Annotated in this window: 16 protein-coding genes; 2 read left to right on the forward strand and 14 right to left on the reverse strand. The window is 33.2% G+C overall.

What is annotated here, in order from left to right:
- Positions 1–8 precede the first annotated feature (8 nt).
- The 14 genes from pyrH to ylqF form a co-directional block, all read right to left on the reverse strand.
- Positions 9–731 carry a UMP kinase gene (gene pyrH, locus M1D64_RS07700; protein WP_002483465.1) on the reverse strand — a complete coding sequence of 241 codons (723 nt, stop codon included), beginning with the start codon at positions 729–731 and terminating at the stop codon, positions 9–11.
- A 134-nt stretch (positions 732–865) separates the two neighbouring features.
- The gene (gene tsf / locus M1D64_RS07705; RefSeq protein WP_037538543.1) at positions 866–1,744 is read right to left on the reverse strand and encodes a translation elongation factor Ts; all 879 of its coding nucleotides are present in this window, start codon (positions 1,742–1,744) and stop codon (positions 866–868) included.
- Between the two features lie 93 nt (positions 1,745–1,837).
- The gene (gene rpsB / locus M1D64_RS07710; protein ID WP_002483467.1) at positions 1,838–2,626 is read right to left on the reverse strand and encodes a 30S ribosomal protein S2; all 789 of its coding nucleotides are present in this window, start codon (positions 2,624–2,626) and stop codon (positions 1,838–1,840) included.
- Positions 2,627–2,863: 237 nt separating this feature from the next.
- A complete protein-coding gene (gene codY, locus M1D64_RS07715; RefSeq protein WP_002483468.1) occupies positions 2,864–3,637 on the reverse strand; it encodes a GTP-sensing pleiotropic transcriptional regulator CodY in 774 nt (257 codons plus the stop codon).
- Between the two features lie 23 nt (positions 3,638–3,660).
- The gene (gene hslU / locus M1D64_RS07720; protein WP_002483469.1) at positions 3,661–5,073 is read right to left on the reverse strand and encodes an ATP-dependent protease ATPase subunit HslU; all 1,413 of its coding nucleotides are present in this window, start codon (positions 5,071–5,073) and stop codon (positions 3,661–3,663) included.
- A gap of 112 nt (positions 5,074–5,185) precedes the next feature.
- Complete coding sequence (hslV, locus tag M1D64_RS07725) at positions 5,186–5,728, reverse strand: ATP-dependent protease subunit HslV (protein WP_041080451.1); 543 nt, start codon at positions 5,726–5,728, stop codon at positions 5,186–5,188.
- Positions 5,729–5,731: 3 nt separating this feature from the next.
- Entirely contained in the window at positions 5,732–6,622 is an 891-nt protein-coding gene (gene xerC / locus M1D64_RS07730) for a tyrosine recombinase XerC (protein ID WP_037538546.1), read from the reverse strand.
- A 118-nt stretch (positions 6,623–6,740) separates the two neighbouring features.
- The gene (gene trmFO, locus M1D64_RS07735) at positions 6,741–8,048 is read right to left on the reverse strand and encodes an FADH(2)-oxidizing methylenetetrahydrofolate--tRNA-(uracil(54)-C(5))-methyltransferase TrmFO (protein ID WP_041080450.1); all 1,308 of its coding nucleotides are present in this window, start codon (positions 8,046–8,048) and stop codon (positions 6,741–6,743) included.
- A 154-nt stretch (positions 8,049–8,202) separates the two neighbouring features.
- Complete coding sequence (gene topA / locus M1D64_RS07740) at positions 8,203–10,269, reverse strand: type I DNA topoisomerase (RefSeq protein WP_002483473.1); 2,067 nt, start codon at positions 10,267–10,269, stop codon at positions 8,203–8,205.
- Positions 10,270–10,474: 205 nt separating this feature from the next.
- Positions 10,475–11,350 (reverse strand): DNA-processing protein DprA, encoded by an 876-nt coding sequence (gene dprA / locus M1D64_RS07745; RefSeq protein ID WP_069821932.1) that lies wholly within the window; start codon positions 11,348–11,350, stop codon positions 10,475–10,477.
- Between the two features lie 307 nt (positions 11,351–11,657).
- Positions 11,658–12,563, reverse strand: a complete 906-nt coding sequence (sucD, locus tag M1D64_RS07750; RefSeq protein WP_002483475.1) for a succinate--CoA ligase subunit alpha — start codon at positions 12,561–12,563, stop codon at positions 11,658–11,660.
- A 21-nt stretch (positions 12,564–12,584) separates the two neighbouring features.
- A complete protein-coding gene (gene sucC / locus M1D64_RS07755) occupies positions 12,585–13,751 on the reverse strand; it encodes an ADP-forming succinate--CoA ligase subunit beta (protein WP_002483476.1) in 1,167 nt (388 codons plus the stop codon).
- Between the two features lie 107 nt (positions 13,752–13,858).
- Positions 13,859–14,629: a ribonuclease HII gene (locus M1D64_RS07760; protein ID WP_037538550.1), complete on the reverse strand. Its 771-nt coding sequence runs from the start codon at positions 14,627–14,629 to the stop codon at positions 13,859–13,861.
- Between the two features lie 6 nt (positions 14,630–14,635).
- Positions 14,636–15,496 (reverse strand): ribosome biogenesis GTPase YlqF, encoded by an 861-nt coding sequence (gene ylqF, locus M1D64_RS07765; protein WP_069795372.1) that lies wholly within the window; start codon positions 15,494–15,496, stop codon positions 14,636–14,638.
- A 367-nt stretch (positions 15,497–15,863) separates the two neighbouring features.
- On the opposite strand from ylqF, the gene M1D64_RS07770 reads away from it, so the two are divergent.
- Together M1D64_RS07770 and M1D64_RS07775 are read left to right on the forward strand one after the other, a co-directional pair.
- A complete protein-coding gene (locus M1D64_RS07770; RefSeq protein ID WP_129303516.1) occupies positions 15,864–18,443 on the forward strand; it encodes a YfhO family protein in 2,580 nt (859 codons plus the stop codon).
- A 42-nt stretch (positions 18,444–18,485) separates the two neighbouring features.
- The gene (locus M1D64_RS07775) at positions 18,486–21,107 is read left to right on the forward strand and encodes a YfhO family protein (protein WP_129303515.1); all 2,622 of its coding nucleotides are present in this window, start codon (positions 18,486–18,488) and stop codon (positions 21,105–21,107) included.
- Positions 21,108–21,180: the final 73 nt, after the last annotated feature.

Genomic DNA, 21,180 nt, shown 5'->3' on the forward strand with positions numbered 1-21,180 from the left:
ACCTCTAATTATTTTGTAATCAATGTTCCTATTTTTTCACCCATGACAGCGCGTTTAATATTACCTTCTTCAGTTATTGAAAATACATTTAATGGAATATTATTATCCATGCAGAATGATGAAGCTGTTGAATCCATAACTTGTAAACCTTCTTGTAACATTTGGATATGCGTTAGGTGCTCATATTTGATTGCATTTGGATCTACTTTCGGATCAGCAGAATAAACACCGTCGACATTATTTTTGCCCATTAAGATAACATCAGCTTCAACTTCAGCTGCACGCAATGCTGCAGTTGTGTCAGTAGAGAAGTAAGGGTTACCTATACCGGCTGCAAAGATGACCACACGATTTTTTTCTAAATGTCTGATTGCACGACGACGAATATAAGGTTCTGCAACTTGTTTCATTTCTATTGAAGTTAAAACACGTGTGTCACATTCTAATTGTTCGAGGCTATCTTGTAAAGCTAATGCATTCATTACTGTAGCTAACATACCCATGTAGTCTGCTGTACCACGATCCATGCCTAAATCGCTACCAGTTTTACCTCTCCAAATATTACCGCCACCAACGATAACTGCAATTTCACAGTCCAATTTAGCTACTTCAGCTACTTGTTCTGCAATACTTTTGATTATAATTGGGTTAATTCCAAATCCATCGTCACCTGCGAGTGCTTCGCCACTTAATTTTAATACAACACGTTCGTATTTAGAAGTTTGAGCCATTGTCTTATCCTCTCTATTGTAAAAATATGTAAATTATACAAGTAAAGAAGACACAATAGGTCTTCCAATACAAAAGTGAATCTTTCATACGGAGCACAAAAGGTGTCTTCTTCCTTGTTTTAACTTATGAAAAATTATTTCATTTGTCCTTTAACTTCGTCAGCAAAGTTTTCTTCACGTTTTTCCATGCCTTCGCCTACTTCATAACGTACGAAGTCAACTAGTTTACCACCTTTAGATTTTAAGAAAGCTTCAACTGTTTGATCAGGATCTTTTACAAAGTTTTGGTCAACTGCACAAATTTCTTGTAGATATTTACGTAAACGACCTTCAACCATTTTTTCAACGATATTTTCTGGTTTACCTTCATTTAGAGCTTGTTGTTTTAAAACATCTCTTTCATGAGCGATTTCATCTTCGCTTACTTGTTCAGATGAAACATATTTAGGGTTGATTGCAGCAATGTGCATTGCAACATCTTTAGCTGCTTCAGCATCAGTAGAACCTTCAACTACAGTTAATACACCAATACGTCCACCCATGTGTAAATAAGCACCGAATGAATCGTTGTCTGTTTTAGTTCTAACAGCAAAACGACGGATACTTAATTTTTCACCGATAGTTGAGATAGCTTCTTTAACACGTTGGTCAACTGATTTACCATCTGGTAAGTTAGTTTCTAAAAGTGCTTCAACTGTTTCTGCTTTAGTATCTAATACTTGGATAGCAATTTCTTTCACTAATTGTTGGAAACCTTCATTACGAGCAACGAAGTCAGTTTCAGAATTGATTTCAACAATTGCTGCTTCGTTTCCTCTTTCTTCAACGTGTACTAAACCTTCTGCCGCAATACGGTCAGATTTTTTAGCAGCTTTAGCGATACCTTTTTCACGTAGGAAGTCTACCGCTTTATCGATGTCACCATCAGTTTCTGTTAACGCTTTTTTACAGTCCATCATACCAGCGCCAGTTTTTTCACGTAATTCTTTTACAAGTTTAGCTGAAATTGCCATTTCAAATTCCTCCATTATTTAATGAATTTTATTTTATTTATTTTAAAAAAAGGTGATAAGCTTCAATATCTTATCACCCATTTTACATTATTCTTAGTTTGATTCAACAGAAGTGTTTTCTTCAGTTGTTTCTGCTTCAGTAGCTTCTTTTGATTCATCTAAATCAATATTTTGTTCAGCTGCTACTTCTTCATTTGATACACCTTGTTGACCTTCTAAGATTGCATCTGCCATTTTACCAGTTAATAATTTAACGGCACGGATAGCATCATCGTTTGCAGGGATAACGTAATCAATTTCATCTGGATCACAGTTAGTATCTACAATACCAACGATTGGGATGTGTAATTTACGTGCTTCAGCAATTGCGTTGCGCTCTTTACGAGGGTCAACAACGAACAATGCTTGAGGCATAGATTTCATATCACGAATTCCGCCTAAGAATTTAATTAAACGGTCATATTCTTTTTTAAGTTCTACAACTTCTTTTTTAGGTAATACTTCGAATAAGCCATCTTCTTCCATTTTTTCAATTTCAGAGATACGTTTAATACGTTTAGAAATTGTTTTATAGTTAGTTAAGATTCCACCTAACCATCTTTGGTTTACATAGAATTGACCAGCACGTTCTGCTTCAGCTTTAACTGAATCTTGTGCTTGTTTTTTCGTACCAACGAATAAAACTTTTCCGCCATCTTCTGATACTTGTTTAATGAAGTTATAAGCTTCTTCTACTTTTTTCACTGTTTTTTGTAAATCGATAATGTAAATACCGTTTCTCTCAGTGAAAATGTATCTTTTCATTTTTGGGTTCCAACGGCGTGTTTGGTGACCGAAGTGAACACCTGCTTCTAGCAATTGTTTCATTGAAATTACTGCCATAATAAATTCCTCCTATTGGTTTATTACCTCCACAAAAAGCTCATATAAACACGACAATTAAATATCGCACCCTTTATACTTTAACTTTCTGTGTGTGTATTGGCTTCATAGCCGTCAATAAATATATCATATTTACCTATGCAAATCAATAGTTTTTGTCCATTAATTTACACATTATAAAGAACGACTAAGCCCATCTATTAGTCGTTCTCAATTAAGTCGTTACGCAATAAAATTTTATTTGATTCTTTCTAGTTCATCTAAGAACTTGTCTTTTTTAACTTTAATAAATGTACCCTTCATACCTAATGAACGAGATTCGATTACACCCGCACTTTCTAGTTTACGCAAGGCATTTACAATAACTGAACGTGTAATGCCGACTCTATCTGCAACTTTTGAAGCGATTAGTAAGCCTTCTTTACCACCTAGTTCTTCAAATATATGTTCAATCGCTTCACTTTCAGAATATGATAATGAGTTGATCGCCATACTAATAGCTGCTTTATCTCTTGCCTCTTGTTCTACTTCATTATGTTTTTCACGTAATATTTCCATACCGATAACTGTAGCTGCGTATTCACCTAATACCAAGTCGTTTTCAGAAAAATCTTCTGTCACACGTCCTAGAACTAATGTACCAAGTCTTTCGCCACCACCTAAAATTGGGAAAATTGTTGTTCTGCTATCACCGAATAAATCATTATTTTCAGGTGGGAAAACAGTTAGTACATTATCAATACCAATATTGGATTGTGTTTCTTTCACATCCATCAATTGATCTGTATATTCTACAGGGATATGTCTATTTTCTAACATTTCGATGATACGTTCATTTTTTAATAATTCATTTAAATTCGAACCTAAAATTTTACCTTTTCTTGAAACTATAAAAACATTTGTTATTGTCACACTACTTATCGTTTGTGCTACATCTTTAAAATCTACCGCAATACCTTTATGCTTTTGCAAAAGTGTATTTAATTCTCTCGTTTTTGATAATAAGCTCATATTCCTACTCCTTTATATTTATATTATAAAATAAATGCACTTAAATCTTTGTTTGTTGAAATTGATTTCAACTTATCATCAACATATTGTGGTGTAATATCTACAACCGCATCGGGCATACTTGGTGCTTCGAATGATAAATCTTCTAGCATTTTTTCAAGTATAGTATGCAATCGACGTGCACCAATGTTATCAGTATCTTGGTTTACTTGGAATGCAATTTCTGCTAATCGTTTAATTGCTTCATCTGTAAATTTAACCGTTACTTGTTCTGTTTGTAGTAACGCTTCATACTGTTTGATAAGTGATAATTTAGGTTCCGTCAAGATTCGAACAAAATCTTCAACTGAAAGACTTTCTAGTTCAACGCGAATTGGAAAACGGCCTTGCAACTCTGGAATTAAATCACTTGGTTTAGACACGTGGAATGCTCCAGCACCAATAAATAGCATATGTTCAGTGTTAACAGTACCATACTTTGTTTGAACCATGCTACCTTCAAGAATTGGTAATATATCTCTTTGAACACCTTGGCGAGATACATCTTGCCCTGAATTTTGATTATTTGTCGCAACCTTATCTATTTCATCAATAAATATAATGCCCATTTGTTCAGCTAATTCAATAGCTTCTTGGTTAGCTGTTTCTTGATCAATCAATTCATCAGCAAATTCATCAGTTAATATCTTACGTGCAGTTTTAACTGGAACTTCTCTTTCAACTTTTTTCTTAGGCATTAATTGGTTCATCATGTCTTGCATTTGTTGGTTTTGGTTCGTACCTAACATGCCCATAGCAGCTGGATCTTGTTCAACTTTTAAGCGTACCTTCTCATCTTCTAATTGACCATTTAATAATTGTTGCTTAATTTCTGCACGTTTCGTTTTCACTTCATCAGTAGGTGTTTCTTCTTCGTCATCATTATTTTGACCAAAATTAGGGATTGAACCACCAAATAAAGATTCCAATGGGTTATTACTGTTCGTATTGTTATTAGCTTTTTTCTTCATACTAGGTACTAACAATTTCACTAACTTTTCATTCGCTTTATCTTGGGCTTCATCTTGTACCAATGCCTTTTTTTGATCTTTTACAAGTCTAACAGCAACATCTACAAGGTCTCTAACCATGCTTTCTACATCACGTCCAACATAACCTACTTCTGTAAATTTAGTTGCTTCAACTTTAATAAATGGAGCGCCAACTACTCTAGCCATACGTCTTGCAATTTCCGTTTTACCTACACCCGTAGGTCCAATCATCAAAATATTTTTAGGTGCGACCTCTTGTTTTTCTTCTTCAGTTAATAGACTTCTTCTATATCTATTTCTTAATGCAATTGCAACCTTACGTTTAGCATCGTCTTGACCAACAATATATTCATTAAGTTTTGATACAATATCTCTAGGTGTTAATTTTATTCCATTTGTCTCCATATGATACGTTACCTCCATTAATTTTGTGCTTTAAAACAACTTATAATTTATACATGTTTACTATTGCCAATTAATTCTAAATTTAGACATTTTCATTAATTTATTTACTCAGCTATAAATTCTCAACTATAATTTGGTCATTTGTAAATACACAAATATCTGAAGCAACTTTCAAACTTTCATAAGCCATTTCGCTCGCAGACAAATGTGTTGCATTACGTTTTAGCGCTCTACCTGCACTTAACGCATAGTTACCACCTGATCCAATTGCAATCAAATTATCATCTGGTGCGATTACTTCTCCTGTACCGCTAACTACTAAGATTGATGTTTCATCCATTACAATCAACATAGCTTCTAGCTGACGTAATTGTTTATCGCCTCTCCACTCTTGTGCTAATTCCACTGCAGCTCTTTCTAAATTCCCACTAAATTGTTGTAATTTTGTTTCGAATTTTTCAAATAGAGTGAACGCATCTGCTACACTTCCAGCAAAACCAGCTAATACTTTATCATTATATAAACGTCTCACTTTTCTCGCTGTTTGTTTCATGATGACTTGTTCACCTAGAGTAACTTGACCATCTCCAGCCATTGCTGCATGTCCATTATGTTGTACTGCAAATATTGTTGTTGCATGTATAGATGTACTCATTATTTAATTCTCCTTTTTTGCACGAGGATGTGCATTTAAATATACTTTTCTTAATTGTTCATTTGTCACATGTGTATATCGACCAGTTGTTGACAGATTAACGTGACCGAGCAAAGATTGCACTGTTCTTAAATCTGCACCTTGGTTTAACATGTGTGTCGCAAATGTATGTCTAAGTTTATGAGGATGTATCTCTGTAACACCGGCCGTTCGTTTCACTACGTCGTTCAATACATAACGAACGCCACGTTCAGTGATAGGATCGCCTTTCATATTAACTAATAAATAATCGTGATCACTATTTAATTTAGGTTTGAATGACGCTAAATATCGTTCCATACTTTGTTTACAAAACTCGCCAAAGGGGATAAAACGTTCTTTGCCACCCTTACCTAATACCTTTACACCTGGCGACGTCATATCTATGTCTTGTTCTTTTATATGCACTAACTCTGAAACTCTAATACCAGTAGAATAAAGTAGTTCTAAGATTACCCTATCTCGCAAGCCTTTTTTTGCATCATTTTCAACCGTGTCAAATAATGCTTCCATTTCCTCTTCATAGAAAAAATGTGGTAAATAATGTTCTTTTTTCGGATGTACCAATTGTATGAACGGATTTACCACCGCTTCATCTTGTGTCATCCAATATTCATAAAAACTTCTCAGCGTAGAAATTTTACGTGAAACTGAGGTTCTTTTCAAGTTTTTTGAATATAAGTAACTGAGATAGTTCCTAGCATCTTTGTATTCAAACGCATTCAAATCTAAATGTTCTTGAGCTAAGAAAACATTAAATTGTTCTAAATCATCATGATAGGATTTTAAAGTGTGCTCTGAAAATTGTTTTTCTACTTTTAGCATATATAAATACGCTTGTTGGATTTTTTCCAATAAAAACCCCTCCATCAACATAAATTGTAGCATATTGATAGAGGGGTCTGCGAAAAATAACTATTAAATTGAGTAAAACTTTCAAAATTTTCGGAAAGAATTATAAAAATACAATATTTTATAGCGTTTGTTTATAATTATCTAAATATGTTAAAGCACGATCTGCTAATTTTTCATAACGTAATTTTTTATCTTTTAATTTCTTTTCCAATGTTGGTAGTAAACCAAAGTTAGCATTCATTGGTTGGAAGTTTTTTTCATTTTTGGCATGTGAAATATAATATGCCATGCTACCTATCATTGTTTCTCTAGGGAAAATGACTTCTCCCTTGTTAAGCATTTTATGTGCTACATTGATACCTGCAACGAGTCCACTAGCGGCACTCTCTACGTATCCTTCAACACCAGTCATTTGACCTGCGAAATAAAGTTCTTCTCTTCCTTTTAATTCATAAGTTTCAGTTAAAACATCAGGCGAATTGATGAATGTGTTACGGTGCATGACACCATATCTAACTATTTCAACATTTTCTAATCCTGGAATTAATCTGATGACATCTTTTTGAGCTCCCCATTTTAAATGTGTTTGGAAACCTACAATGTTGTATAGTGTTCCTGCAGCATCATCCTGGCGTAGTTGTACGACAGCATATGGTCTTTCGCCTGTTTTAGGATCTTCGAGACCCACGGGTTTCATTGGACCGAACAATAATGTTTTTCTACCACGTTCAGCCATTACTTCAAATGGCATACAACCTTCAAAGTATTTTTCTTTTTCAAATTCATTTACAGGTGCAACTTCAGCTTCCATGAGCGCATCGTAAAATGTATTAAACTCATCTTCTGTCATAGGACAATTCAAATATGCGGCTTCACCTTTATCATAGCGGGATTTCAAATACACTTTATTCATATCAATACTGTCTTTTTCAATAATTGGTGCCGCAGCGTCATAGAAATACAACTGATCTTTTCCAGTTGCCTCCACAATTTCGTTTGCTAACTTGTCTGTCGTTAGAGGACCTGTTGCAATAATCGTATATCCTTCAGGTATGCTATTAATTTCTTCATTTAAAACTGTGATATTTGGATGATTTTTTAATGTTTCAGTCACATAGCCAGCAAAATCATGTCGATCGACTGCTAGAGCGCCACCGGCAGGCACACGCGCTTTATCCGCTGCACTGATAATTAAAGAATCTAACTGTCTCATTTCTTCTTTAAGTACACCGACAGCATTTGTTAAAGCATTGCCTCGTAGTGAATTCGAACATACGAGTTCTGCAAATTTATCGGTATGATGTGCAGGTGTCTGTTTCACCGGCCTCATTTCTATAAGATTTACTTTTACGCCTCGTTGCGCTAATTGATATGCTGCTTCTGAACCAGCCAAACCAGCACCTACTACATTTACAACTTGAGTCATTCGATTTCCTCCCATAATTAAAAAGCAACTTAGACATCGTATCATAAATATAAATACATGCATCTACATTATATATATGTGTCATAAGTTGCTGTTATTGTTTAAACTATTTCTTTCATAAATACGATTGCAAGCGTAAATTCGCTATACTATATTACTTTTGCTCTTCTTCTTTGTAATCACAATTTGAACATACTACTTGGCTCTTACGTCCTTGTTTTTTCTCAACTAAGTAATGCTCACATTTAGGACAATCTCTTCCTATCGGTTTATCCCAAGTTACAAAATCACACTCTGGATATTTAGAACAACCATAAAAAATACGATTCTTTTTAGATTTACGTTCTACAACGTCGCCTTCTTTACACTTAGGACAAGTCACACCAATTGTCTTAACAATAGCTTTTGTATTTCGACAATCTGGGAAATTTGAACAAGCCATGAATTTACCATAACGACCCATTTTAATAACCATAGGTGAACCACAGACTTCACAGTCTTCACCAGCAGGTTCATCTTTTATTTCTATTTTTTCCATTTCTTCTTCTGCGCGTTCTACATCCTGTTTGAAACTACTGTAAAAATCTGAAATCACTTTTTTCCAGCCAATCTCACCATCGGCAACTTTATCCAATAATGTTTCCATGTTTACTGTAAAGTCAACATCGATAATTTCTGGGAAGTAATCTTTAACTTGTTCATGAACAATTTCGCCCAATTCAGTTGGCACAAAACGTTTACTTTCATTTTTCACATAATTTCTTTTCTGGATTGTATCGATTGTTGGTGCATATGTGGAAGGACGTCCAATTTTCAATTCTTCCATTGTTTTCACTAAACGCGCTTCAGTATAGCGTGGTGGTGGTTGAGTAAAATGTTGTGATGGTTCAATGTTCGTAGCTGTAACCATTTCACCTTCACCAATATTTGGTAATTTGTTATCTTTACCATCTTCACTGTCATCTTTGGTTTCAACATATAAAGTCATAAAACCTTTAAATTTGATTGTCTGTCCATTTGCTCGGAATTTGATGTCATTTTGCGTCAAATCCATTGCAACTGTATCTAAAATTGCAGGTGCCATTTGACTGGCAACAAAACGTTCCCAAATTAATTTATATAATCTATGTTGATCTCTAGTTAAGAAATTTTTCATTTCATTTGGTGTACGTAAAGTACTAGACGGTCTGATAGCTTCATGGGCATCTTGATCGCCTTGACCTTTTGATTTTCGATTAGATGTATAGTCATTACCATATGTTTCTTGAATGTAATTTTTCGCTTCTGATTTCGCTTGGTCTGAGATTCTTGTTGAATCTGTACGCATATAAGTGATTAAACCAACTGTACCTTGCTTTTTCAAATCTATACCTTCATATAGTTGTTGGGCTAACATCATTGTTTTACGTGCTTTGAAATTCAATTTACGAGCTGCTTCTTGTTGAAGTGTTGACGTTGTAAAAGGATTAGCTGGATAACGCGTTTTTTCCTTTTTAGTCACTTTAGTCACTTCAAACTGATCGCCATCTAACTGCGTAGTAATTTTTTCAACATCTGCTTTTTCAGTTAATTTAAATGGTTTATTTTTAAAATGAAGAAATTTAGCTGTGAATTTTGTTTTCTTATATCTAAATTCGCCTTCAATTTTCCAATATTCTTCTGGTTTGAAATTTCTAATTTCATTTTCACGATCTATAACTAGTCTTAATGCCACAGATTGTACACGACCAGCAGATAACCCTTTTTTAACTTTTTTCCATAATACAGGTGAGATATTATAACCGACTAAACGATCTAGAATACGTCGTGCTTGTTGCGCATCAACGAGTTCCATTTCGATGCCTCTTGGATGTTTAAAACTATCTTTTACTGCATCTTTTGTTATTTCATTAAACACTACTCTATTTTCTGTTGAATCTTCCAAGTTTAATATATTCGCTAAATGCCAAGCAATAGCTTCACCTTCACGGTCGGGGTCACTCGCTAAGAATACTTTTTTCGCTTTCTTAGCATGTTTTTTCAATTCTTTTACAACTGGACCTTTACCACGTATCGTAATATATTTGGGTTCATAATCATTTTCAGCATCTACACCCATTTGACTACGAGGCAAGTCTCTAACGTGCCCCATTGATGCGATTACTTTATATTTTTTACCTAAATATTTTTCAATGGTTTTAGCTTTTGCAGGCGATTCAACTATGACTAAATTTTCTGCCAAAGTAGTTACCCCCTTGCATTTTCTAATTACAAAGATAAATGATAAACGGTGTATTTTGTTTTTGTCAATGTTTTTAATTTTGACTTGATTAAATTTATACCGTTATTTCATCCCAAACTTTATCAATCAGCAGTATTTTTTCATATATTATTAAAAAACAAAGCGTTAAATAAAATCTGTTTTAAAGTTGTGTGTTATTTACTTTTCATATAATAAAATCTTCTAATATATCATCCGCATTCAATACAATTTTCGCACCTTCTTGAGCACTACGCAAATTGCCTAATGTCATTTTATTAAATATTGTACCAGGTAAGACATACACATCTCTATTTTGTTCTAATGCAAATCGCGTCGTGATACTTGTGCCACTATTTTCTGCAGATTCTGTGATAAAGATACCTTTAGAAAGTCCACTAATCAATCTATTCCTTTCTGGGAAATGGTATCTTTTGGGCTTTTCGAGAGGGAGATATTCACTTATAACTATTCCATCTTTTTCAATTTGCTGTCTTATCTCTTTAGTTTCTTTCGGATAATGATGCATATGTCCAAATCCTAATACCGCAATTGTAGGTAACTTAAATAACAAAGCATGTTGATGCGCCATCATATCTGCACCTTTTGCAAGCCCTGATATTATCGTCAAATGATGTTTTTTAAATGAAGGAAAAAATGTTTGAAGTGATTGCCATGTATATTGTGTCGCTTGTCTAGATCCAATAATAGCTAGGGTACGAGGAGATTGCATTAAAGTGAGCTTACCGCGATAAAATAGGATTAGGGGTGGATCATAAATTTCTCGCAATAACTGTGGATATAAACGGTGATTAATTGTTATGAAATGAACTTTCCATGCTTTTAATTGTTTGAATAGTACTTCAAAATTAGTTGTCACATATAATCGGTATACATTTTCATTTTTTGCAGTTATTTTTACTGTTCCCAAAAATTGTTTGAGTATGTATTGTTTATCTACCTTACTATATTTCATAAAAGAGGGAGAAAATCTTAATAATCGATGTATTTGTTGTGTAGATAGTCCAGCAAATCGAAGCTTTAAAAGGTCTAAATCGTTCATTTATCATACTCCTTTATATCTCATATTATACGATAAAATATATATGCTGCGTATTACAAAATTTTGTCAAATGATCGTAATAAGTCATATGATTTTAAAGAGTAATTTTAAATTTCTAAATTGACAACATCTGATGTTTCAATTGGAGATATTAATTTTATTTATCTTTAATTTAGCGGTCGCATTTCTACTATATAAAGTACTTTATCAAATGCATTTTTTTAATTTTAATATCGGCTCATACAACCTAAAAAAGCACAAACTCCGACATACTATCGGAATTTGCGCTGACTTTTAATAAATAAAATTATTTTACAGTCAATAATTGTTCATAGATGCCAGCTTCTTTAGCTGCATCAATTAAAGTTGTACCAATTTCAGAAGGTGTGTCTGCTGTTTTTACACCACAACTGTTAAGTGTTTTAATTTTCTCTTCTGCAGTTCCTTTACCACCTGAGATAATCGCACCAGCATGGCCCATACGTTTACCAGGAGGAGCTGTTTGACCGCCTACGAAGCCTACAACAGGTTTCGTCATATTAGCTTTAATCCATTCAGCAGCTTCTTCTTCTGCAGTACCCCCGATTTCACCAATCATAACGACAGCCTTAGTTTCATCATCTTCATTAAATGCTTTTAATACATCTATAAAGTTTGTACCATTAACTGGGTCGCCACCAATACCAACCGCAGTCGTTTGACCGATACCTTCTTCAGTTAATTGATGTACCGCTTCATATGTTAATGTACCAGAGCGTGATACAACGCCTACATGACCTTTTTTATGGATGTATCCTGGCATAATACCAATTTTACATTCATCAGCAGTAATGACACCTGGACAGTTAGGTCCTACTACACGTGTTTTCTTACCTTCTGAATAACGTTTTACTTTAACCATATCAATTACAGGAATATGTTCTGTGATACAAATAGCTAAATCTAGTTCAGCTTCGATACATTCTAAAATTGCATCAGCAGCAAATGGTGCTGGTACATAAATAACTGATACTGTTGCACCTGTTTCTTTTTGTGCTTCTTCAACTGTATTGAATACTGGAACGCCTTCAACAACTTGTCCGCCTTTACCTGGAGTTACCCCAGCAACAATTTGTGTACCATATTCAAGCATTTGTTTTGTATGGAAAAGGGCAGTTGACCCTGTGATACCTTGTACAATTACTTTTGTATTTTTATCAATAAATACGCTCATCTTCGTGCTCCCATCCTTTCCTTATGCTTCTTTAACAAGTTTTACGATTTTTTGTGCGCCTTCAGCCATTGTAGCTGCTGGTTCAATTGCTAATCCAGATTCTTTAAGAATTTCTTTACCTCTTTCAACATTTGTACCTTCTAAACGTACGACAAGTGGTAAAGTAAGCTCGACTTCTTTAACTGCAGCAACAATACCTTCAGCGATAATGTCACATTTCATAATGCCACCAAAGATATTTACAAAGATACCTTTTACATTTTCATCACCTAAGATAATTTTAAATGCTTCAGTAACTTTTTCTTTAGTTGCGCCGCCCCCTACGTCAAGGAAGTTAGCCGGATTACCGCCAAAGTGATTGATTGTATCCATAGTTGCCATTGCTAAACCAGCGCCGTTAACCATACAACCAATATCACCATCTAAAGCGATATATGATAAATCGTATTTAGAAGCTTCGGTTTCTTTTGGATCTTCTTCTTCTAAATCACGTAATTCTTGAATATCTTTATGTTTAAATAATGCGTTATCATCAAAATTAACTTTAGCATCTAATGCTAAAACTTCACCCTCACCCGTAGTAACAAGTGGGTTGATTTCAACGATTGAGCAATCTTTTTCGATGAAAACATTATAAAGTGATACTAAAAATTTAGCTGCTTTATTTATAGATTCTTTAGGAATATTAATGTTAAAAGCAATTCTTCTAGCTTGATATGGTGCCAATCCTACAACAGGATCAATTGTTTCTTTGAATATTTTTTCAGGTGTTTTAGCAGCAACCTCTTCAATTTCAGTACCGCCTTCTTCTGAAGCCATCAAAGTAACTCTATCTGTCGCACGATCGATGACAAAACCAACATAATATTCTTTTTGAATATCGCAGCCCTCTTCTATGTAAAGGCGTTTAATTTCTTTACCTTCTGGACCAGTTTGATGTGTAACAAGTGTTTTACCTAACAATTCTTTAGCATAAGTTTCAACTTCAGAAAGAGATTTAGCGATTTTAACACCGCCTGCTTTCCCTCTGCCCCCTGCGTGAATCTGTGCTTTAACCACGTAAACTTTTGAATCTAATTCTTTTGCTTTTTCTACTGCTTCTTCAGCAGTATATGCTACGCGTCCTTCTGGGACAGCAACGCCCATAGAACGAAATATTGCTTTACCTTGATACTCGTGGATATTCATTCTCCATCCTCCTGTTTCTTAGGTTAAGTTCATATTCAATTATAAGAAATGAAAGCGCTATTGTAAACTCATTTATCCTACTTAATCCAATTATTTTATTTTAACTATTAATTTACCAAAGATTTAATTGGTTCAAATGTTTTTCGATGTTCATTTAAAATGCCATATTTTTTAATTCCATCTAAATGTTGTTGCGTACCATATCCAACATTGTTTTCAAAACCATAACCTGGATATTTTCTACCTAAATCTCGCATATATTGATCTCTGTGTTCTTTAGCTAAGACACTAGCAGCAGCTATCGAAACACTTCTAGCGTCACCTTTAATTAAAGATGTTTGCGGTATATCAATATCCAATGTCATAGCATCTACAAGTAGATGTGTTGGTTTAATTCTCAATCCTTCAATCGCTCTGTGCATTGCTAATTTCGTTGCCTCATAAATATTTATTTCATCTATTTCTTCCACCGAAGCATATCCATATGCATAAGCATACACATCATTCAGTAATTGACCTTCGATTGAATGCCTTTGTTTTGCTGAAAGTTTTTTAGAATCATTTAACCCTGTGAAATGATGATTTTTATTTAAAATAACTGCACATGTAACAACTGGACCTACTAATGGACCACGCCCCACCTCATCTATACCACAAATAAGCGCGTCTGGATTTTCTGCTAAGATGCTATTTTCAAATTCTGTCATTTTCACATAATTATCTAATAACACTTGTTCTTTTTCTAATTGTTTACGTCTTTGTATCATTGCATTTTGCACACCTTTGCGTGCATCATTATTATATTCACTTCGCTCTAATTCACTTATTGACAGCATATGCTGTAACTTACTTTTAATGTCCTTTATCGTTTCGCTCATAATCCATTACACGTCCATTTCGGAAATAATATCAAATGTATACGTACCGATTTTAGCGTTTCTCACTTCGTGTATAATTAAATCTATGACCGCTTCGTAATCAATTTCATTACCTCGTCTTAACAATCCTCTTCTACGGCCTATCGCATCAAACCACTCTATATTTTCTGCTTCTTTTGAAACATCTATTTTATAGTGCTGTATTAAACCGTCATAATCATGTGCTTTCATAAAGTCTAACGCATAGATTGCCACTTCATCTAAGTGAACAATACTATCTTTGATTGCACCCGTAACACTTAGTTTTTTTCCAACCAATTGATCCTCAAATTTTGGCCATAATATACCTGGTGTGTCTAATAATTGTAGCGATTGACCTACTTTAATCCACTGTTGTTGCTTTGTAACACCAGGCGTGTTACCCGTTTTTGCAATTGATTTATTAGCTAATTTATTAATCAATGTTGATTTACCTACATTGGGTATCCCTACTATCATTGCTCTAATCGCACGTGGTTTTAATCCTTTTTGTTTTTCTTTTTCAAATTTTTCTTTGGTTGCTTTGATAGCAGTTTGTTCAACTTGTTTTAGACCTTTACCATGCTTCGCATCAATTGCAACTGGATAAAAGCCTTTTTCTTTAAAATATGATTCCCATTTCTCTAATTCTTTTAAATTTGCCATATCTTTTTTATTTAAAATAACGACTCTAGGCTTTTGTTGTATAACCTCATCAATCATTGGATTTCTAGAACTATAAGGTATGCGCGCATCTACAAGTTCAAATACAACATCTACTTTTTTTAATTGCTCTGAAACTTCTCTTTTTGCTTTGGCCATATGACCTGGATACCACTGAATTACCATATATCTCACCCTTCTATTACTTATGACTTTTATCAATTTTGTTTATTATTTTATTCGTTCATACCGTTTAGTTTGCTTTAGCATCATAACACGTTGGTGCATGTGTTATAAACAAATTAATTAGATAATCACTGTTCATTCTTAATTTTATAACAAAAAAAACAGCAAGTGCATGATATTTTCATTTTTATTTACAATACCAATAATTCATTAAACAATAACTTGAATTTCTAACCTTTCTTTGTAAAAATTAAAAACCTAACATTCAAAATTAAAATTTTTCTAAATAATAATAGTTATTTTTATCTAAATACTAAAAATGTAGATACAATAGAATTATATTAAACAAATAAATAGGAGATTGCCTATGAAACAAAAATTATTATATCTTTGTTTATTCGTAACATTGGCAGTCGTTGGCCATAGTTACATCATATATAGATTTATTCATGATGGTGTTTTATTCACGGGTCCTAATGATGGTATGGAACAAATGGTGCCGATACAAATGTATCTATTTGATAACTGGCATCATGGTAATTTCTTTTATGCTTCAGATTTTGGACTCGGTGGTGATTTTTTTAGTGACTTAAGCTATTACTTCTCCACAAATATTATTTTTATCATAAATGTGATTGTAATTGTTTTATTAAAGACGTTTATAACACTGGATACTACTCATATTATGTTTTGGATGACCAATGCACTCATTGTTTCTATTTTTAAATCTGCGCTTGCAATGCTTGCGACTTATCTATATGTCCGTTATATAGCTTTAAATAAAAAAATTGCCGTTCTAGCTGCGTTCATTTTTGTAATTTCACCAATCTATTTCAGGTTCACAGTATATTGGCCATTTTTCAGTGATGTTTTTATTTGGTTACCGTTGTTATTGTGGTCAATCGAACGTTTTTTAAAAAGTGGGAAGATTGGTTTCTTTATCATTATAGTAGCCATTACATTAATCAATAATTTTTATTTTGCATATTATCAATTATTAACTGGATTAATTTATTTAACTATCAGACTAGTGTTTAGACATCAAGCTGATATCATTCCTAGGTTCAAGTCTTTCATGTCTTTATTTATTGCATCAGTTATTGGATTAGGATGTAGTCTTCCATTCTTTTTCCCAGCAATTCAAAGTTTCTTTAATAATAGACGCACACCTTTTGACGGTAATGTAGATTTATTTGAGCCATTCAATCAAAATACCAATGTTTTTTATGATAATTATTTAATCGTAATATTATTTATCACTGGTCAGGCGTTATTATCATTCAAATTATACAAACATTATTATTTCAAATTATTTGCAATTTCTACGCTTATATTAATTTGTGCTAGTTTTGTTCCTTTTATCGATCAGATATTTAATGGCTTTTCAGCGCCACAAAAACGTTGGCATTATTTAATAGCATTTAATTCTGCAGTTTTAATTGGCTTATATGTAAAATATTTTCGGACAATTTCTATACCAAACTATATTTTTTCATCCGTTATCTCATTAAGTATTATTGGCTTAAGTGCATGGTATTATGATGATGTTGTAGCATGGGTTTGGTTCGCACCCATAGTGAGTTTAATTGGCTTTTTAATTCTATTAATCAATGAATCTCATATCAAACTTAAACTTACACATTTATTTGTTTTATCAATAATGATTTTAACAGTCTTAGTTTCTACTGTATTTATACGAAATCAAATTTATTTTGAAGACCATGTCAAACGTGCTAATGCTTATTTTGTGAATGCAAGCCTTTTTAACACACCATTACAACAGCAATTAGTTAAAGATATGAATACACATAAACTTGAAGATGAGCGCATAGATTGGCGTGTCAATGAACAAGACAATACGCCCATGTATCAACAATTTAAAGGACTAAGTATCTATTCTAGTATATTTGATCATCACATATTAGATTTTTACTATGATGAGCTAAAAATCAATATGCAAGAAGAATCAGTGAGTAGATATCAATCAACCAATGGGCGTCAAAATATGAGCAGTTTATTTTCTATTAAATATCTAATGGTCAAGCGCTATCAACATAATATTCCTGCATACTTCAAAAAGATTAAAAACGATGGTCAATATGAAATTTATGAAAACACTTTAAATTTACCATCTGTACGTGTTTCTAATAAAAAGTATAATTCAAATGATTTACATAACCCTATTGATAAAGAACATGCAATGATGGATGGCGTTATTTTAAATAATAAAGGTGCATCTTATACGGCAAAGGCACCAAATTTATTAAATCAAACTCGTATCACGTACAAAGATATAGATAACAAACGCAATCATCAAATACATGCTTCTAAAAACGATAGCCATGTACAAATTCATATACCTAAACATTTAAGACAACGTTATCATGACTTTTATTTAACGATTAAAGTCAAACGTGGTCTACCAGATAGTAATTTTTCAGTCCAAATAAATAACTATACAAATAACCGCTTGTACAACAATTCGACTTATCGAACAGGTGTGGATACACAACTTTATAGAACACAACCTGATAAAAATGGTAATATAAATGTTGGGCTAAGCCCAACAGGTAATTACTATCTAGATATTCAAAGTTTGCATGGTGAAAACTACAATCATTTAAAATCAGCATATGCAAAGCAAAATAACGATGGACATTATACAGATATTAAAAATGGCGTGAAGGTTAAGTTAGGTCCTCACGAAAAAGGAATCGCTACGATTAATATACCGTATCGTGAAGGCATGACTGCATATGTCGACAACAAAAAAATTAAACCATTAAATGTGAATTATATGATGACTGGCGTGCCAGTTTCAAAAGATAGCAAAGAAATCATAATCAAATATCGTCCAAAATATTGGTATACGGTTACTGCTATTTCAATTATTTTCATTATAGGATCGCTATCATGGTTTATGAGAAAGAGATATAAAAACAAATAAATTCATAATTTAAAAGGAGTTTGTCGGAGATGAGGTATAACCATGTTTCGTAAACTTTGGTCTCACAAAGTTTCAAGATTATTTTGTATTATAGCAATGGGCATTTTAGTTGCACTATTAACATTTACACCGTACATCTATCGATATATAACGCAAGGTAATGTATTTAGTGGATCAGGTGACGGTTTTAGGCAAATGATGCCCTTTCAAATGTACCTTTATGAACACTTTAGCCAATTCAAACAACTTTATGATCACTCATTTGGGCTAGGTGGCGATTATGTTAAAGACTTATCATATTATTATTCGACCTCACCTTTAACATGGATTAACTTCATTTTTGTTTGGTTTTCAGAGATTTTATTTAATAGTCATCCTAACCAAATAAGTTATTGGGCAAGCAATCAAATTATTGTTGCTTTTGTCAAAGGTGTTGTCACGTTTGTCATTTCATTTTACTTTTTTAAATATTTAAAATTTAAAAATTATGCTACGTTGCTTGCTGCAATGCTTTATGCTTCATCAACGACTGTGATTTATTTTAATTTCACTTGGTCGTATTACGGTGATTTACTTATTTTCCTTCCTTTATCATTACTAGGTGTTGAACGATTTTATAAAGAAAAGAAAATTGGTTTATTCATATTCGCCATTGCACTAACCTTATTTTCAAATTTTTATTTTAGTTATTACGAAGCGATTGTCCTCCTAGCATACGTCGCTTATAGGTTTATCTTTCTACATCCAACTGATTTGGTTTCTCGGAAACAACAACTTATTTTGATTCCTATTGCAGTTATTTTAAGTACTTTAATAGGCATCTGGGGCTTTTATACGGGCGTTACTTCATTTTTCAATAACGATCGAGTTAGTAACCCGTATTTTAAAATTCCACTGTTCACTGATTTCGCACGTCAAAAGCATTTTTTCACAAATGGTTTTTATATTACAGTGTCTATAATAACTGTGGTCGCTTTATTATCTTTTAAACTATACAAACATTATTATTATAGATTATTTGCAATTGCTACGTGGATCATGTTGATTGGGTCACTTACACCACATTTCGATAGCATGTTCAATGGATTTTCAACTCCAGAACGTAGATGGGTATACATATTTGCAATCATGTCTGCTGGCTTAATCGCCCTATTTATCCAGCACCTATCGGAATTAACTCTGAAACCCTATATCTTAACCTGCATTCCAGTATGTATCATCATGCTAGTCATGAATATTATCGTTACAGATCAAAAAATGTCATGGATGATTATTTGTTTCATACTTATGGTATTTATCGCTTTATTATTATTTAAGAAAAACTTATTACAAAATCATTGGTTTAAGGTATCCATAATAGTTTTATTTGTAATTCAACAAGCATTCATATTATCTAATGATTACTATAATAATGTGAAAAGATATGAATCTACAAAACAAGCCATACAGGACTCTGATTATCATAGCCCAGCTTTAGCCAAAAAAATAAATGCAATCAACCACCAGCAAGATGATCCATTACATCGTATCGATTATATGTCTCAATATGGATTAAATTCACCAATGATTTACCATTTTAATGGCATTGCTTTATATTCAAGTATTTTCGATGGCGATATTTTAAAATATTATGATAAAACACTACAAATCAATATGCATACAGATAAAAACAGCACGTATCGTTTATTATCTAATCGCGCCAACTTAATGGCTTTATGGCATGTAGAAGACCGTATTCGTCGGCCTGATGATTTAAATATGCCCTATGGATTTACACAGAAAGATATAGTTCATCATTCTAAAAAAGAATCATTTATACATTCAGTTAATCAAATCCATTATCCAAGTGCACACATTACAGATAAGGTTTATAATGCGAATGATTTAAAATCACCCTTAGATAAAGAACAAGCCATGCTACAAGGTGTCGTTTTTGACAATAATACAGAAGCCAATCAATCGTTCAAGCCGAATAAAAACTTATTATCCGATGCTTCTGCAACACTAAAAGATGCACATAGATTAGATAATCATCAACTGATTATAGAAAAAGACAATGGTGGTATAAGTTACCAATTGCCTTCGTCTATTGCTAATAAATATAAAGATATGTACGTTGAAATGGATGTTGAATTACTTTCTCCAGATAAGGAACATGACGTTGGTATTAACGAATACAATCAACATCGTAATGAGTTATCTTATAAATATAGACGTTTTGTAACACCAGTCACAATGAGGGTTAAAGCAAACGAAAAACTTAATCTTAAATTGTCTAAAGGTAAGTATCGAGTGAATGTTAAAGGCATATATGGCGAAGATTATCATACCTTGCGCCATGCATCTAGTTCATTAGACGCTGTTAAAGTCACACAACAACGTAATGGCTATACGATTCATAAGCATAAAAATGATGCAGGCTACTTAGTCTTGCCAATGGCGTATAGAGATGGGATGCAAGCCTATGAAGGAGATAAAAAAGTCACTGTAAAGCAAGGTAATGGTATAATGACTGTCATTCCTGTTGATAAAGGACAAGAAATAATCAAACTCAAATATGCACCACCTTACCATAAAACATTAATTATTTTGACGGTGATAGGTATCATCTCAAATATTATTTTTACAAAGCGCATTTCAAAATCTTCAAAAAGAGAAATTTAAGGACATATTTTTTTAGTCCCTATTTGGTCATATTAAAAGCCCACGACTTTGCCATTTACTAATCGTCGTGGGC

This window comes from Staphylococcus sp. Z5-21, assembly GCF_056529615.1.

Coding starts and splice junctions, on each gene's coding strand:
- hslU (WP_002483469.1), bottom strand. CDS start 5,073: ATGGAGACAAATGGAATAAAATTAACACCTAGAGATATTGTATCAAAA.
- sucC (WP_002483476.1), bottom strand. CDS start 13,751: ATGAATATCCACGAGTATCAAGGTAAAGCAATATTTCGTTCTATGGGC.
- pyrH (WP_002483465.1), bottom strand. CDS start 731: ATGGCTCAAACTTCTAAATACGAACGTGTTGTATTAAAATTAAGTGGC.
- trmFO (WP_041080450.1), bottom strand. CDS start 8,048: ATGACTCAAGTTGTAAATGTAGTAGGTGCTGGTTTGGCTGGTTCAGAA.
- codY (WP_002483468.1), bottom strand. CDS start 3,637: ATGAGCTTATTATCAAAAACGAGAGAATTAAATACACTTTTGCAAAAG.
- M1D64_RS07770 (WP_129303516.1), top strand. CDS start 15,864: ATGAAACAAAAATTATTATATCTTTGTTTATTCGTAACATTGGCAGTC.
- dprA (WP_069821932.1), bottom strand. CDS start 11,350: ATGAACGATTTAGACCTTTTAAAGCTTCGATTTGCTGGACTATCTACA.
- hslV (WP_041080451.1), bottom strand. CDS start 5,728: ATGAGTACATCTATACATGCAACAACAATATTTGCAGTACAACATAAT.
- M1D64_RS07775 (WP_129303515.1), top strand. CDS start 18,486: ATGTTTCGTAAACTTTGGTCTCACAAAGTTTCAAGATTATTTTGTATT.
- M1D64_RS07760 (WP_037538550.1), bottom strand. CDS start 14,629: ATGAGCGAAACGATAAAGGACATTAAAAGTAAGTTACAGCATATGCTG.
- ylqF (WP_069795372.1), bottom strand. CDS start 15,496: ATGGTAATTCAGTGGTATCCAGGTCATATGGCCAAAGCAAAAAGAGAA.
- rpsB (WP_002483467.1), bottom strand. CDS start 2,626: ATGGCAGTAATTTCAATGAAACAATTGCTAGAAGCAGGTGTTCACTTC.
- sucD (WP_002483475.1), bottom strand. CDS start 12,563: ATGAGCGTATTTATTGATAAAAATACAAAAGTAATTGTACAAGGTATC.
- tsf (WP_037538543.1), bottom strand. CDS start 1,744: ATGGCAATTTCAGCTAAACTTGTAAAAGAATTACGTGAAAAAACTGGC.